Annotated in this window: 12 protein-coding genes; 8 read left to right on the forward strand and 4 right to left on the reverse strand. The window is 58.1% G+C overall.

The annotated features are described in order from the left end of the window. Positions 1-276: 276 nt before the first annotated feature. Complete coding sequence (locus ACR0EK_RS00320) at positions 277-780, forward strand: hypothetical protein (protein ID WP_480564173.1); 504 nt, start codon at positions 277-279, stop codon at positions 778-780. A gap of 71 nt (positions 781-851) precedes the next feature. On the opposite strand, the gene ACR0EK_RS00325 is transcribed toward ACR0EK_RS00320, so the two are convergent. Next, positions 852-1,607 (reverse strand): FkbM family methyltransferase, encoded by a 756-nt coding sequence (locus ACR0EK_RS00325; protein ID WP_480538155.1) that lies wholly within the window; start codon positions 1,605-1,607, stop codon positions 852-854. Between the two features lie 100 nt (positions 1,608-1,707). Between ACR0EK_RS00325 and ACR0EK_RS00330 the strand changes: the two genes are divergently transcribed. Together ACR0EK_RS00330 and ACR0EK_RS00335 are read left to right on the forward strand one after the other, a co-directional pair. Continuing rightward, positions 1,708-2,307: a superoxide dismutase gene (locus ACR0EK_RS00330; protein ID WP_170704218.1), complete on the forward strand. Its 600-nt coding sequence runs from the start codon at positions 1,708-1,710 to the stop codon at positions 2,305-2,307. A 4-nt stretch (positions 2,308-2,311) separates the two neighbouring features. Then, entirely contained in the window at positions 2,312-3,190 is an 879-nt protein-coding gene (locus ACR0EK_RS00335) for a metallophosphoesterase (RefSeq protein ID WP_480485229.1), read from the forward strand. A gap of 104 nt (positions 3,191-3,294) precedes the next feature. Here the strand turns inward: ACR0EK_RS00335 and ACR0EK_RS00340 are convergent, their stop codons facing one another. After that, positions 3,295-3,846 (reverse strand): LOG family protein, encoded by a 552-nt coding sequence (locus tag ACR0EK_RS00340; RefSeq protein WP_480564176.1) that lies wholly within the window; start codon positions 3,844-3,846, stop codon positions 3,295-3,297. A 127-nt stretch (positions 3,847-3,973) separates the two neighbouring features. Between ACR0EK_RS00340 and ACR0EK_RS00345 the strand changes: the two genes are divergently transcribed. The 3 genes from ACR0EK_RS00345 to ACR0EK_RS00355 are packed head-to-tail and all read left to right on the forward strand — an operon-like array spanning position 3,974 to position 7,695. Then, positions 3,974-5,356, forward strand: a complete 1,383-nt coding sequence (locus tag ACR0EK_RS00345; protein WP_480564179.1) for a LysM peptidoglycan-binding domain-containing protein — start codon at positions 3,974-3,976, stop codon at positions 5,354-5,356. A gap of 58 nt (positions 5,357-5,414) precedes the next feature. Further along, the gene (locus ACR0EK_RS00350) at positions 5,415-7,238 is read left to right on the forward strand and encodes an ABCB family ABC transporter ATP-binding protein/permease (protein ID WP_480564183.1); all 1,824 of its coding nucleotides are present in this window, start codon (positions 5,415-5,417) and stop codon (positions 7,236-7,238) included. Between the two features lie 58 nt (positions 7,239-7,296). Then, positions 7,297-7,695, forward strand: coding sequence for a DUF2147 domain-containing protein (locus ACR0EK_RS00355; protein ID WP_480564186.1), 399 nt, complete (start codon positions 7,297-7,299; stop codon positions 7,693-7,695). 43 nt (positions 7,696-7,738) lie between these two features. Here the strand turns inward: ACR0EK_RS00355 and ACR0EK_RS00360 are convergent, their stop codons facing one another. Next, positions 7,739-11,518, reverse strand: a complete 3,780-nt coding sequence (locus ACR0EK_RS00360) for an efflux RND transporter permease subunit (protein WP_480564189.1) — start codon at positions 11,516-11,518, stop codon at positions 7,739-7,741. Beyond that, positions 11,515-12,741, reverse strand: a complete 1,227-nt coding sequence (locus ACR0EK_RS00365; RefSeq protein WP_480564192.1) for an efflux RND transporter periplasmic adaptor subunit — start codon at positions 12,739-12,741, stop codon at positions 11,515-11,517. Before ACR0EK_RS00365 ends, ACR0EK_RS00360 begins: the two co-directional genes overlap by 4 nt. Positions 12,742-12,967: 226 nt before the next feature. Here ACR0EK_RS00365 and ACR0EK_RS00370 point away from each other — a divergent pair, with 226 nt between their 5' ends. After that, positions 12,968-13,639: a hypothetical protein gene (locus tag ACR0EK_RS00370; protein ID WP_480480318.1), complete on the forward strand. Its 672-nt coding sequence runs from the start codon at positions 12,968-12,970 to the stop codon at positions 13,637-13,639. 44 nt (positions 13,640-13,683) lie between these two features. Continuing rightward, a complete protein-coding gene (locus tag ACR0EK_RS00375) occupies positions 13,684-15,006 on the forward strand; it encodes a PQQ-like beta-propeller repeat protein (protein ID WP_480564196.1) in 1,323 nt (440 codons plus the stop codon). The last annotated feature ends 3 nt before the right edge of the window (positions 15,007-15,009 follow it).

The raw sequence follows: 15,009 nt of genomic DNA on the forward strand, positions 1-15,009 counted from the left end.
GTCGTTCCGCCTATATCCATGAGATCGAGATGCCAGATATCGATACACAGCCAGGACCAGCCAGGGTCAAGCGCGACAGTATTCGAAACTTGTCGGTTGCCTGGGTCGGTCGAGACTATGTCTATTCTGCGACTGGCAGAAGCTACGCGTCGAACGAGTCGCGTATTGACGCGATCGATCTACTCAATCACGAGTTCACAGTGTTTCTGGACCGCCGAACTTTGAAGGCGACCACACGATCAACCTCACACAGTGCGTACCTGCCGCGAGATGGTTTTGCCCGAGGAAAATGCAAACAGATACCCACACCATCCAGTTGACAAAAAGGTGCTGAAAATGAAAAGAAAATTTCTTGCTATTGGTTTTTCTGTATTGGCCGCTGCCGCGCAAGCCGAAGTTGCGAACTATATGTGTGAGCTTCATAGTATGGAAGCTCGGGGGTGGATCCCGCCCGAGGTTTGGCTGAGTGTTGATGCTAAAAACAAGCGTGCTCGGGCTTATGATTGGGTGATCGGCGAAGACAACAGATCGGCGGGTAGGAACGAACAGCAACCCAAGGACACCAAGTTCAAGGTCAACCGACGCGGTGAATACCAGATGAATTGGCGGGTCAGCCTCATGGCGAACTCGGGCGGTCAAGTGCGTGTGTCCTACACCGCAATGATGAACCCGCAAACGAATGAGTTCGAGATGATTGCGCGTTTTCCGCAGGCGAATGTAACTAACCGGCCAAGCGGTGTCGGACGCTGCAAAGCGGTCAATACCCACACGCTATACTGATATTCGGATCGCGGAAGGGGGGAGCGTTTCGCGCGTTCTTCCCAATCCGCAGACAGCTGTTTCTGATCGTACTAGGACGTGAAAAGATAGGTCTGGAAGCGGGTCAAGGCACCCTCATCCGTCATCGAGTGATCTGACGCAGCACCTTCCCGCTGGCATGTATCGTAAAACGACAATAGGTCGGCCAGATGCTTCATTCTGTCGGCTCGGTCTTCCTCATTCAGTAGTGGCGCATGTGTTGACAGCAGCAATGGGGGACGATGCTGTTTGAGCCAGGGTATTAGCGTGGGAAGTACAAAAAACTCCGCCCCTTCAATGTCCATTTTGACCAGTGAAACCTTCGACAGATCACAGGTCGACTGGAACTGCTCCCATGTAATCGTCAGCGCGTCATTCCCATGGGCTTCATTGTGCAGCAGGGATGTGGTCGAATCCCCGGGCTCACCCCAGACCGACGCCATGCGGGCCACGCCGAACTTGTCAGACAAAGCGACCCCGAAGGCTGAGACATTCCTGATCTGGTTCAGGTCCAGATTCCACGCCAGAAATCGATAGGCCGAAGGATCTGGCTCAAAACACCAGACATGGCGAGCCTTGCGCGCGCCGTATAAAACGGTCGGTCCGATCCATGCGCCGATATCCAGGTAATCGCTTTCAGGCGAAAGATACCGGTCGAGAACAGCAAAGGTTTCAGGCTCCCACTGGCCTGTGGAGGCTTTGCGCCAGAACTTTGAGTGATAAGGGTCCAGACGAAACGGCTCACCGTTCAGGTTGCCCGCATAGTAACCGCGGGCGCGGTAGAACATCTTGCGCGCCTGTGTCAGCATCGCCTGCCTCCGGGTTTTCTTGTCTCGGCCCTTGACCTGCGGCGGCTGCCAAAGCATTTAACCTTGGGAACCGCAACTCAAATTTATACAGGGGGCCGACATGGCTTTTGAACTTCCTGATCTTCCTTATGCACATGACGCGCTGGCAGCCAAGGGTATGTCCGCGGAAACACTGGAATATCACCACGATCTGCACCACAAAGCCTATGTCGACAATGGCAATAAACTGATCGCCGGCACCGAATGGGACGGCAAGTCGCTGGAAGAGATCATCGTTGGCACCTACGACGCAAATGCCGTCGCGCAGAACGGTATCTTCAACAACATCAGCCAGCTGTGGAACCACAACCAGTTCTGGGAAATGATGGGCCCCGGCGACAACGCCATGCCCGGTGAGCTTGAGAAAGCTCTGACCGAAAGTTTTGGTTCGGTCGACGAATTCAAATCGCAGTTCAGCGCCGCTGGTGCCGGTCAGTTCGGCTCGGGCTGGGCGTGGCTGGTCAAGAACGCGGATGGTTCGCTGGCCGTGACAAAGACCGAAAACGGCGTGAATCCGCTGTGCTTTGGTCAGACTGCGCTGCTGGGTTGTGACGTTTGGGAACACTCATACTACATCGACTTCCGCAACAAACGTCCGGCTTATCTGTCGAACTTCCTCGACAATCTGGTGAACTGGGAGAACGTCGCGTCGCGGATGTAAGTCATTGAACCGACGCCGGTTTATCAAGGGCCTGCTGGCGGTGACGCTGGCAGGCCTAATCACATCAGTCTACGGGTTTTTCATCGAACCCGCCCTGCGGCTACGCGTGCGAAAATGGCGCGTCCGGCGAGAGGATTGGACTGCGCCGCCGCTCAGGATTGCCGTACTGGCAGATTTGCATCTGGGCGAACCTTTGGTCGGGCTGGACCGAATAAAACAGGTGGTACGGCGTACGAATGCGCTTGCGCCGGATATGATCCTGCTTCTGGGTGATTTCTTCGCAAGCCACAAAGGCGTTTTGCGTCCTGTCGAAATGAAAGATCTGGCACCGGTTCTTGCCAACCTTGAGGCCAAGAACGGCGTCTTTGCTGTACTTGGCAATCACGACTGGTGGGATGACCGGCAGGCGCAGCGCCGTGGTGCTGGCCCCAACCAATATGCCGATGCGCTGGAGCAGAGCGGAATTACGGTTTTGTCGAATACCGCCATCAAGCTAGAAGCTCTTGGTTTCTGGTTGGCGGGTCTTGAAGACCAGCTTGCGATCTGGCGCAACGGTAAACCGCAGGGGCTGGATGATCTGTCGGGGACACTGGCGCAAATCACCGATGATGCCCCGGTTGTGATGATGGCGCATGAGCCCGACATCTTCCCTCAAGTGCCCGACAGGGTGGCTTTGACGCTATCCGGTCATACGCATGGCGGTCAGATTCGTCTGTTTGGCTGGTCGCCGATCGTGCCCTCCAAATACGGCAACAGATATGCCTATGGGCATGTGCGCGAAGGCGGGCGTGATCTGGTTGTGTCCGGCGGCATTGGATGTTCCATTCTTCCGGTTCGATTTGGTGTAACCCCCGAGATCACGGTTATCGAACTGTCTGCCTAAAGACCTGAGGCTTCACCAAATCGACCAGCCCAATGTCTTGCCCGCATATGTGCGGCAACGATGCACAGCTGCGTTCGGTCAGACACTTTCGCGACCTGCCGGGTTTACCGCAGCTTGTCGCGCAGGGCCGTCATCGCTGTTTCTGCATCTTCAGCCCAAATGACAAAGTCACCCAGTGATCGATCTGCAAAGCCTTGCCCGATCACCTGATGCAACAGGGTTTTCAACGCATCCCAATAGCCGTTCACATTGACGATGACGATGGGTTTGTCGTGCAGGCCCAGCTGCCGCCAGGTCAGCGCTTCAAAAAGCTCGTCCAGTGATCCCGGCCCACCGGGCAGGACAACAACGGCGTCAGCGTTCATGATCATGACCTTTTTCCGCTCGTGCATGGTTTCGGTGATCACGAAATGGGTCAGGTCGGTCTTGCCGACCTCTCGTTTGACCAGATGTACTGGAATGACGCCAAAGGTCTCTCCACCGGCTTGTTGCGCGGCCCGGGCGACTTCGCCCATCAGCCCGACATCTCCGGCACCGTAAACAAGCCGCCAGCCTTCCTGCGCAAGCAGGCTGCCAAAATGTCGCGCAGTTTCAGAATAAGCCTTCTCGGCCCCATTGCGTGACCCGCAATACACACAGACGGATTTCTGAGACATGAAAGAGACGCTCCGGGGTTGTGTCAGAGGTTTTGACCCCTGATAGCGGGATTGATAGATTGGCTCAACTGTCCGCTGGAAGGCTTTTGAAGACAAAGCTTTTGTACGGCGGGGTGAAAGGAAAACAATGGACGCCAAATCGGGAAACGGAAGCTCGGGCAATTTTGTCTGGGGTGTGATTGCGGGTCTGGTTGCCGTGCTGGGCGTTGGGGGTTTGTATCTGTCCGGCGCTTTCACCAAAGCGCCAGAGCCTGAGGCGGGCGCACCGCAGGAACCCGCGTCCGTTGCAGCCACGCAACCGCAGGAACAAGCGGTCGAAGCGCCCGCGGAAACTACCACAACAGAACCAGCTGAGCAGGCCGCCGTAACACCGGATGAGGTACCAACCGCTGAGCCCGCCGAAGACACGGCTGCGGCAACAGATGTTGTTCCAGACACTGAACCTGCGGCGGCCCAATCGGAAGAGAATGTACAGGCACCCACGGCCCCCCCGGTTTTGGATCAGATTTTTGTTGAAGCAGACGGAACGGCGCTTCTGTCAGGTGACGCCGAACCGGGCAGCCAGATTGAAGTTCTGTTGAACGGTGAAACCGTGCACACGTTCACGGTGGACAGCAGCGGGCAGTTCGCCGAGTTCGTCTCGATCCCCTTCGGCGATGCCGCGCAGGGGCTAATCCTGCACAGCAAAAACGGCGGGCAAACAACCCGGTCTGACGACTATCTGATCGCCGCTCTGCCGAAGCCGGTCGAAGAAGAGCCGGTTGCGCAGAAACCTGATGCTGCCGATCAGGGCGAAACAACCGAAGCTGAAGAACAGATAGCCTCGGCGGTTGTCGATCCAGAGACCGAAACCCAAGCTGAGACCGAAACATCAGACCCTGTGGCGACCGCGCCAGAACCCAGCGAAGCGCAGATTGCCGACCAGTCGGCAGAGACATCTGAAACGGGTCAGCAGATCGCGGTACTGCGGTCGGGCGAAGAAGGCGTTGAACTCGTGCAGCCACCCGTGGTTCGGGATACCCCGCCGGAACAGGTCGCGCTGGATACCATCGGGTATTCTGAGACCGGTGATGTCCAGTTGACCGGGCGAGTACAGGACGGCGCGGCCATCAGGGTGTATCTGGACAATCGTCTGGTTGCCGACCTCACTCCGGAACAGGATGGATCCTGGCGGAGTGATCTGGACGGCATCGACCCCGGTGTTTACACGTTGCGTGTTGACGCGGTGAACACGGACGGGAAGGTCCTCAGCCGGGTCGAAACCCCGTTCAAACGCGAGCCTGTGGAAGTTTTGGAAGCAGCATCAGGTGGCGGTGACGGAACGGCCGCGCAGGACAATGCCCCGGCAATCCGGTCGGTCACTGTGCAGCGGGGCGACACGCTGTGGGCGATCTCGCGTGACCGCTTTGGTGATGGCATCCTGTATGTGCGCCTGTTCGAAGCCAACCGCGACTTGATCCGCGACCCGGATCTGATCTATCCGGGGCAAATCTTTACGATACCGGAATAATCAACGCACTGGCCCGTTGCGGGCCAGAGCCTTTCTCTGACCGCAGACAAGGTACGTGATGAGACGAACATCTCCGATGGCCTCGAGTGACGGGGTGCAGAGCGGCGAGCGCAGTTCAGGCTGGCGGACAATCCGCAAGGTTGCGCCCTACCTCTGGCCGCAGGACGAGGTTTGGGTAAAGCGCCGCGTGGTTATCGCAATGGCGATGCTGGTTCTGGCCAAACTGATCGCGGTCTATACCCCGATCCTATACAAAGGCGCCGTTGATTCTTTGGCAGGTGAAGGCGTGCCGCCGCTGGCGCTGGGCGCAGTGGGTGTGACGGTTGCCTACGGCGTGGCGCGTATGATGACGGTTGGGTTCCAGCAACTGCGGGACGCCGCCTTTGCACCTGTCGGACAGCGGGCCTTGCGGGCGCTGGCGTTGGAGACGTTCCGGCATATCCATAACCTGTCCATGCGCTATCACGTCTCGCGCCGCACCGGCGGGCTGAGCCGTATCATCGAGAGGGGCGTCAAAGGCGTGGAATTCCTGCTGCGATTCCTGCTGTTCTCAATCGGGCCGCTGATCCTTGAGCTGTTGCTGGTAGCGATCATCCTGATGTGGTTGTTCGACGTCTGGTATCTGGTCGTCGTCGCCGTCACCATCGGCCTTTACATTTGGTTCACCTTTGCCGTGACCGAATGGCGGGTAAAGCTGCGGCGTGAGATGAACGATCAGGACACCGAAGCCAATCAGCGCGCCATTGACAGTTTGCTGAACTTCGAAACCGTCAAGTATTTCAACGCGGAAGCGCGCGAAGCTGCACGTTACGACGTGTCGATGAAAGCCTATGCCGGGGCGGCGCTGAAAACCGCCTATTCGCTGGCGTTTTTGAACTTCGGCCAATCCTTCCTGATTACCTGCGGTCTGATCGGAGTTATGGTTCTGGCAGCAATTGGCGTTCAGAATGGAAACCTGACCGTGGGCGACTTTGTCATGGTCAACGCGTATATGATCCAGATCACCGTTCCGCTGAACTTTCTGGGGACGGTCTATCGTGAGATCCGGCAATCGCTGGTTGATATGGGGCAGATGTTTGATCTGCTCGAACAACCTGCCGAAGTCACCGATCAGCCTGATGCACCCGAGCTTGTTGTCAAAGGTGGTGAGGTCACACTTGAGAATGTGCATTTTGGGTATGACCCCGAAAGGGAAATCCTCAAGGGTGTTTCCTTGATGGTTCCGGCCGGACAGACGGTCGCAATCGTCGGGGCGACTGGGTCTGGCAAGTCGACCATCGGGCGGCTGTTGTTCCGGTTTTACGACGTGACCAAAGGCGCGCTGAAGATCGACGGGCAGGACGTTCGGGACGTGACCCAGACCAGCCTGCATGCAGCGATCGGCGTTGTGCCACAGGATACAGTGCTGTTTAACGACACCATTCGCTACAACATTGCGTATGGGCGCGACGATGCCACCCCTGGGGATGTCGAGGCCGCAGCCCGCGCCGCTCAGATTCATGACTTTATCACTTCGCTGCCCGACGGGTACGACACCATGGTGGGTGAGCGCGGTCTGAAACTGTCCGGCGGCGAAAAACAACGGGTTGGCATAGCGCGGACATTGCTGAAGAACCCTCCGATCCTGTTGCTGGACGAGGCGACCTCGGCCCTGGATACCGACACGGAACAGGACATCAAGGATGCGCTGGCGCGCGCAGGGGAAGGGCGCACCGTGATCACGATTGCCCATCGCCTCAGCACCATTGCCGAGGCTGATCGGATTGTTGTTCTTGAGGCCGGTGAGATCATCGAACAGGGCACACATGACGAGCTGTTGGCACGGTCTGGGCGATATGCTCAACTGTGGAACCGCCAGCAGTCGGACAGTGAGGCCGCCTGAGGGGCTCATCTTGCCCTGCGGAATGTGCTAGGATGCGCCGTGCATGAAGGGGAACGCCATGATCAATGGATTAGCAAGACGAATAGTACCTGTCGCTGTTGCGGTTCTTCTTCCGGCTATGGTCGCAGCTGACCCGATCGAGGGCGTTTGGAAGACCGAGCCTGATCGCAAGAACCTGATCTCGCATATCAAGATATCCGCCTGCGCGGGCAAGTTCTGCGGCACGATACTTTCGGCTTTTGATTCATCAGGCAAGGAGGTTCAAACGCCGAATATTGGGAAAAAGCTGTTCTGGGATGTGTCGAGCGAAGGCGGTGGAAAATACGGCGGGGGTGAGTTCTGGGTTCCCCTGATCGACGTTGACGCTGTTCCTCAGATGACGTTGCAGGGAAACAAGCTCATGGTCAAAGGCTGTGAACATGCGATTTGCGCGCACCAGACCTGGTCCCGACTGTGACGGCAGAAAACGAAAAGGACCGGGAATCCCGGTCCTTTCATTCTTATTCTGCGGCTTTTAGCGGCGATCCCGGAACCTGATCTATAGGCTCGTCTCGTGACCGGGCTTCGGATTGTGACGGTTCGTCCCACACAATCTCGGTCGCCTGTAGTTTGCGGGCCGAGCGACCAATAGCCATGTCCTGCGCGATCTGACTGGACCGCCCCGCAGTCACACGGGCAAGCCCGCGGCTGAGCCAGACAGCGTAAGTTGTCACCCAGACACGCAGGGCCAGAAGTGACGGCGTCACGATCAGCGTGAGAACAGTGGCGATGCCAAGACCGAAGACAACCGCTGTGGCCAGCTGTTTCCACCACAGGGCAGTGGGACTGTCGATGGAATAGCCGCCATTGATAAAGTCCAGCGAAAGCCCAAACATCATCGGGGTCAAACCGGCCATCGTGGTCAACGTGGTCAGCAAAACCGGGCGGATGCGGGATTCCGCAGTGCGGACGATTGCATCGATCCTTGGCATATAGGCGCTGTATTCCTGATAGGTATCGATCAGAACAATGTTGTTGTTCACCACAATTCCTGCCAGCGCAACGATGCCGGTGCCCGTCATGATGATCGAAAAGGGTTGCTCCATCACGATCATGCCGATCAGCACCCCGGTGGTCGAAAGAACAACCGCCAACAGCACCAGCACCGAATTGTAGAACGAGTTGAACTGGGCCAGCAGGATCACGAACATCAGCCCCAATGCGCCCATGAAGGCGTTCACCAGAAATGCGCCGGATTCTTCCTGCTCTTCCTGATCACCGGTCCATTGCCAACTGATCGAGTTGGCGAAGGGGCTGGTTTCAAGCCATTCGGTCAGAACCGCAATCCGCTCATTCGGGTTAATCAGGGCGAACTGCGCGTCTCCTGCGTCAATCGCGCTACGCAGCTGGTCAATACTCTCTGCACCGGTCAGTTGAACCAGTTCGTAGGACTTTCCACCGTCGCCGTCCAGCACAGTGCCGGTAGGAGTATAACCGTCGGTCACTTCACGCATTACAGCCAGACGTTCTTCTTTCCCGTCCGGCCCTTTGGTCACAACCTTGCTCAGCCCCGGTTCGACATCCGCCTTCACATCGTAATAACGTTGCTGGTCGACACGGTTGATCTGGGCCAGTTTGGCCACGGGTTCCCGGGTCACGAAGTTCGACAGCGGAACCAACCCGTCCGGCGTGCGGACCTTGAGCGTGTCCAATGTCGACAGCACGCGATCCTGTTCCGGCAATCGGACACGGATCTCGATCTCTTCATCCGTGCTGTCGGGGCGCATCTCACCCAGCAGGATGCCGCGTGTCACCAGCTGCACCATGGCACCGACGGTGGCCACATCAGCCCCAAACCGGCCGGCCTTCGCCACATCGACGTCGATCTGCCAATCGATGCCCGGCAAGGGCAGGGTGTCTTCGGTTTTGATCAGCCCCGGCGTTTCGTCAAAGATCTGGCGCGCGGTGACAGTGGCCGATGTCAGCTCGTCCCAACCGTCCCCCTTGATGCGCAGGTGAACGGGCTTGGCCGAGGCCGGGCCCTGTTCCAATGCCAGGATTTCAACAACGATTCCGGGTATTGTCGCCAGTTTGGCGTTGAGATCGTCGATTACGTAATCGCCATCAAATTCTGGAGCCACAAAGTGGCGCTCAAACAATCCCCACAAAGCGGATTCCGAAACGTTCGGGCGATCTTCCCATGGGATAATTTCGAACTGGACGCGCCCCACCGTATCGGCCGGTGCCTGCGCGCCGCCGGTGTTCTGGTTCAGACCGCCTTCGCCCGCAAAGGAAAAGACGTTGATTACTGCCGGATGAGATCCAATGATCTGTTCGGCCTGCAGCACCATTTCGTCTTTTTCGGCCAGTGACAGGTTGCCACGGGCGCGGACATAAGCAGTTGCCTGTTCCGGTTCGCTTTCAACGAAGAATTCGACACCTCGGGATTCCTGTGGGAACCAGACGAAGGTCACGAAATACACGGCAGAGAAAACCGCCGCCAGCGACACGATCGGCATGATCGGGTTGCCGACAAGGAACCCGATCACATGTCCGAAAGGTGTGTGTTCGTCCGCCGTGTGAACGTGGTTTTCTTCCGCCCGCTCGAACTTGGCTGCGCTCAGCGTTACAGACCCGGCAAAGGCCCCGAACAGGAACAGCAGGGCACCTGCGATCACTCCTCCGGGCAGCAGATAGTCAGGGTTCAGAACTTGCATCGCACCCAGGAAAATCATGTAGAGCGACGGGGGTACCATCACTGCCCGAACCCACCACCGGGTACGCGCCCGGAGCCAGTTCGAAGACCGGTCGAAAACGCGGCTCAGACGCCCCGAAACGCCTCCCATGACCGGCAGGTAGATCAACGCCACAATCAGCGAAGCCGACAGAACAAAGATCAGCGTGACCGGCAGCATCCCCATGAATTCGCCCGGAATACCGGGCCAGAACAGCATGGGCAGAAAGGCACATAGCGTCGTTGCGGTCGAGGATACAATGGGCCAGAACATACGTTGGGCCGCCTCGACATAGGCATGCATCGGGCCGACACCTTCCTTGATGCGTTTGTCTGCGTATTCCACCACCACGATGGCACCGTCGACCAGCATCCCCACGGCCAGAATGAGGCCGAACATCACGATGTTCGAGATACTGACACCCATGACCGCAAGAAACGCGAAACACAGCAGAAACGAGGTCGGGATCGCAAAACCGACCAAAAGCGCGGCCCGCGTACCCAAAGAGGCCAGAACCACGATCATCACCAGGGCGATTGCGGTCAGAACCGAGCCTTCAAGCTGACTGACCATCGAACCGACAATGCGGCTCTGGTCGTTTGACGTCCCAAGCTCGACCGCCGCCTGAAGCTCGGGCGGCCATTTGGTCTTGGCCTCAGCAATGGTTTCCTTCACCTGCGTTACGGTGTCGATCAGGTTATATCCCTTGCGTTTGACAACCTGCAGCGCGACGGTCGCCTCGCCGTTGAAACGGGCGGTACCTTCGCGATCTTCAAAAGTGTAGTTGATCTGTGCGAGCTCACCCAGCGTTACAACCCGGTCGCCATTGACCTTGACCGGCAAGGCATAGACATCCTGCGCCGTTTTGAATGACGATGGGATCTTGACCGAGAATGTACCCTGTGCGGTTTCGACTTCGCCCGCTGCGATCAACTGGTTGTTGTTTCGCACGACATTGATCAACTCGGCCGCGGTCACGTTGTATGCTTCAAGCCGCAGGGGGTCGATAACGACCTCAAGCAACTCGTCACGATTGCCGGCGATACCCGCTTCGAGAACGGAATCCAGCGCCTCAAGCTCGTCCTGCAAATCCTTGGCGACACGGGCCATTGTGCGTTCCGGAACGGCCCCCGTCAGGTTGACGATGACGATCGGGAACTCGGAAAAGTTGATTTCCGTCAGCGAGTATTGTTCCGCACCTTCAGGGAAATCAGCCTGGGCCGTGTTCATGGCATCGCGCACGTCCGCCATGATCGAGGTCTTGTCCCAGCCGAATTCAAACTCCAGCGCGACCCCGGCATAGCCTTCGGCCGCAGTCGAAGACATTTCCTTGAGCCCGTCGAGATCCGCCAGTTCGGTCTCCATTGGCTTGACCAGAAGGTTTTCCGAATCTTCCGCTGAAATCCCGGGAAACTGCACCGAAACGAAAAGGGCAGGGATTTCGATATCCGGTTCACCCTCTTTCGGAAGCGAGACATAGGCAAAGCCGCCTACGACCAGTGAAATGGCGATAAACGCCATTACCATTCGGGCCCTGCCTGCGGCCCATGCGACGATACCCGTCATTGCGAGGCTTCCCGATAAGTTGGCGCAACGGTAACACCCCGGATCACGAATTCCTGCCCGACCACGATGATATCAACCGTTTCCGGAAGGCCGTCGATCCAGACACCTTCGGCGGTGTCGCGCAGGATGCGGACTGGCATGAAGTCAACAACGTTGCCTGCGCCAACTGTGCGCACACCCAATTTTCCTTCGTTGCTGAGTGTCAGCGCCGATTGCGGCAGCAGGTGGGCTTTCGTTCCTTCAGCCGCGATGAGGATGGTGGCGGTCTGACCGTCGCGAATGGTCAAGTCTGGGTTCGGAACGGTGATTTCCACCTCGAATGTACGTGTTGTCTCGTCCGCTGAACGGCTGAGGAACGTGACCCGACCGCCCAGTTGCCGACCGGTTACAAGTGTCGCCGATGCTTCGGACCCGACAAGCACCCGATTGACTTCGGTCTCGGGCACGAAGCCGACCAGCTTAATCGGGTCCAGTTGAATGACAGTCGCGCAAAGTGATCCAGGCTGCATCAGGCTGCCCAGTTCTGCAGTGTCGCTTTCCAGCAAGCCCTTGAAGGGGGCTTTGATGGTCAGGCGGCCAACCTCTCGCTGTGCGGCCTCGACTGCTGCTGCGGCTGCTTCGATGCCTGCACGCGTGGCTTCCAGCCCTGCTTCAGCTGTTTTCACACCGGCTTTCGCAGAGCTCATCACCGCTTCGCTGGAGATGCGGCGGGTTTCCGACGCATATCCGGTTTCAGCCAGTTTGCGCGAGGCAGTCAGATTGATCTCGGCCTCGGCCACAAGCGCATGTGCCTCTGTCAGGCGTGCTTCGGCTTCGGGGATGCGGCTCTGGGCTTCCAGTTTGCCCGCCATGGCTTCGGCCAGTTGTGCCGGGCGCGTGCCGGGATCAAGTTCGCATAATATGTCACCGGCCTCTACAAACGCACCTTTGCGTTTGGGCTCAGAGATAACGGTGGACGTGGTTTCTGAAAGCACTTCGACCTGCCGGTTCGCCTTGGTCTGACCACGCAGCAGCACGGCGCTGTCAATTTCGCGCGCTTGCGAGCGCACGGCGACAACGCCCACGGCAGAGATATCGGAGTTTTCGGTTTCTGCTGCTTCGTCTTGTGTTGCTTCCACGGCATCACCGCGTCCGGCAAAGGCGAACAAGGTGTCACGTTCAAACACCAGAAAATACAGTGCAACAATCACGAGAAGGGCGTTGATGAATGAAATCAAACGCATACAGTGTTTCTCCTAAGAATCTGCGCCATTAATACTTGGGCTGTCACGCCATGAAATGGGGTCTGTTCGGCATCTTTTCCATACTGAACTGAATAGTTCGGTTTGCATTTTTTCGCAAGAGGGAAGCAAAGCGGTCAAAATGTGCAAAATCGAACCCTTGGCTTGGCGTTGGTGCCGGGGTATGACATGGCGCACTTACACAAGATAGACAGCCCGGGGGGCTTGGATGAGCGATATTGACAGTTTCATTGATGAGGTCACCGAAGAGGTGCGCCGCGACCGGATCTATCTGTTGCTGCGCCGCTGGGGCTGGGTGGGTGTCGTCGCCGTCGTGTTGATCGTAGGCGGTGCCGCTTTCAATGAATACCGCAAGGCGCGGGACACGGCGCAAGCTCAGCAATTGGGTGACACCATTCTTGCTGCGTTGTCCGAAAATGACCCGGCTGCAAGGGCTGCTGGTCTTGCGCAGGCAGAGGCGATGTCACCGGGCGGGAAAGCAGTGCTGGATATGTTGCTGTCCGCGTCACAGGTCGAATCCGGATCCCGGGAGGACGCGGTCAACAGCCTGAACGCGGTGGCCGTTCAGGGCGACCTGCCCGAGATTTACCGCGCGATAGCAAGCTTCAAATCGCTGCTTTTGCAGGGTGACACCTTGCCTGCCGCCGATCGACGGCAACAGTTCGAGGCGTTGGCATCCCCCGGAGCTCCTCTGCGGCTGCTGGCGGAAGAACAGTTGGCCCTGATTGACGTGGCCGACGGCAATGTCGATGCTGCGCTGGACCGGTTGCAGGCGCTGCGGCAGGATGCCGAGGTGGGTATCGACCTGCAACAGCGCGCCGCGCAAATGATCATTGCTTTGGGTGGGGAACCTGAACCATTGGTGGCGCAGCAAGGCTGACCAGGCGGGACAAAAGACTTAACGACAGGCGAGTTCGGAGTATCATGGTAAAAAGATTTTTTTCCCGCACGGGAATGCCTTTTGCGGCACTGGCCCTGACCGCATTGGCGGCCTGTGAACCGCCCGAAGCCATTCTGCCGGGTGAACGCGAGGATATTCGCCCTGTTTCAGATCTTGAAACGGTCGAAAAGCGCGGCTCGCAACCGATCAGCCTGCCGGGGCAACAGGTCAACGCCAACTGGTCCCAAAGTCCGGGAACGCCCGCGTACCGGACCACGCATGCCGCTTTGCGCGCGACGCCACAGCGGATCTGGTCTGTTTCGATTGGGCAGGGTGACTCGCGCAAGCAGCGCATTACCGCCGAGCCGGTGGTTGCGGGAGGATTGATTTTTACACTGGATTCGGGGGCGACCGTTTCAGCGGTCACACCGCAGGGGCAGTTGGCATGGGAGACCGACCTGATCCCGCCAAGTGATGGCGACTCGGATGCAACAGGTGGTGGTTTGGCTTATGCCGACGGCGTCCTTTATGTGTCGTCAGGGTTCGGTCGGCTTACTGCGCTGGACGCCAAATCGGGTTCTGTGCGCTGGCAAAAACGCTTGGAAGCGACTGGCAGCGGCGCACCGCTGGTGAACGACGGGCTGTTATACGTTGTGGCCGGAGACGAAACCGGCTGGGCTGTAAACACCAAGGACGGACGCATAGCCTGGCAATTCGAAGGCACACCAAGCGTCGGGAACGTTCTGGGTGCGCCTGCGCCTGCAATAGCGTCTGATCTGGCCGTATTTGCCTTTGGCTCGGGCGACGTAGCCGCCACGTTCCGCCGCGGCGGTATCCGTCGATGGAACGCGTCTGTGGCAGGGGGGCGTCGCGGGCGCGCTGCGGCACAAATCGTCGATGTGACCGGCGGTCCGATGGTTGTTGGCAACAGTATCTACATCGGCAATCACTCGGGCCGGACCGTCGCATTTGATGCCGCTTCCGGTGAGCGCCAGTGGACGGCGGATGAAGGTGCGGTCGATACAGTCTGGCCTGCGGGCAACAGCATTTTCCTGATCAGTGATCGCAGCCAGCTGGTGCGCCTGAACGCGGCGGACGGGTCTGTCATCTGGGCGCAGGACCTGCCGGGCTTTGTCAAGGACAAGCGTGGCCGCCGAGGACCGATCTTCGCGCACTACGGCCCAATTCTGGCCGGGGGTCGTATCGTGGTTGCGTCCAACGACGGGTATCTGCGGTTCTTCAATCCAGTTGACGGAACACTGGTACATCAGGCTGAAGTTCCCGGAGGCGCGACAGCATCCCCCGTTGTGGCCGGGCAGACGCTGTATGTTGTTTCGACCAAAGGTGATCTACACGCTTTCCGTTGACGG

The organism is Ruegeria sp. AE4 (assembly GCF_056542185.1).

Coding starts and splice junctions, on each gene's coding strand:
- ACR0EK_RS00345 (WP_480564179.1), top strand. CDS start 3,974: ATGGACGCCAAATCGGGAAACGGAAGCTCGGGCAATTTTGTCTGGGGT.
- ACR0EK_RS00350 (WP_480564183.1), top strand. CDS start 5,415: ATGAGACGAACATCTCCGATGGCCTCGAGTGACGGGGTGCAGAGCGGC.
- ACR0EK_RS00340 (WP_480564176.1), bottom strand. CDS start 3,846: ATGTCTCAGAAATCCGTCTGTGTGTATTGCGGGTCACGCAATGGGGCC.
- ACR0EK_RS00325 (WP_480538155.1), bottom strand. CDS start 1,607: ATGCTGACACAGGCGCGCAAGATGTTCTACCGCGCCCGCGGTTACTAT.
- ACR0EK_RS00370 (WP_480480318.1), top strand. CDS start 12,968: ATGAGCGATATTGACAGTTTCATTGATGAGGTCACCGAAGAGGTGCGC.
- ACR0EK_RS00375 (WP_480564196.1), top strand. CDS start 13,684: ATGGTAAAAAGATTTTTTTCCCGCACGGGAATGCCTTTTGCGGCACTG.
- ACR0EK_RS00365 (WP_480564192.1), bottom strand. CDS start 12,741: ATGCGTTTGATTTCATTCATCAACGCCCTTCTCGTGATTGTTGCACTG.
- ACR0EK_RS00360 (WP_480564189.1), bottom strand. CDS start 11,518: ATGACGGGTATCGTCGCATGGGCCGCAGGCAGGGCCCGAATGGTAATG.
- ACR0EK_RS00330 (WP_170704218.1), top strand. CDS start 1,708: ATGGCTTTTGAACTTCCTGATCTTCCTTATGCACATGACGCGCTGGCA.
- ACR0EK_RS00355 (WP_480564186.1), top strand. CDS start 7,297: ATGATCAATGGATTAGCAAGACGAATAGTACCTGTCGCTGTTGCGGTT.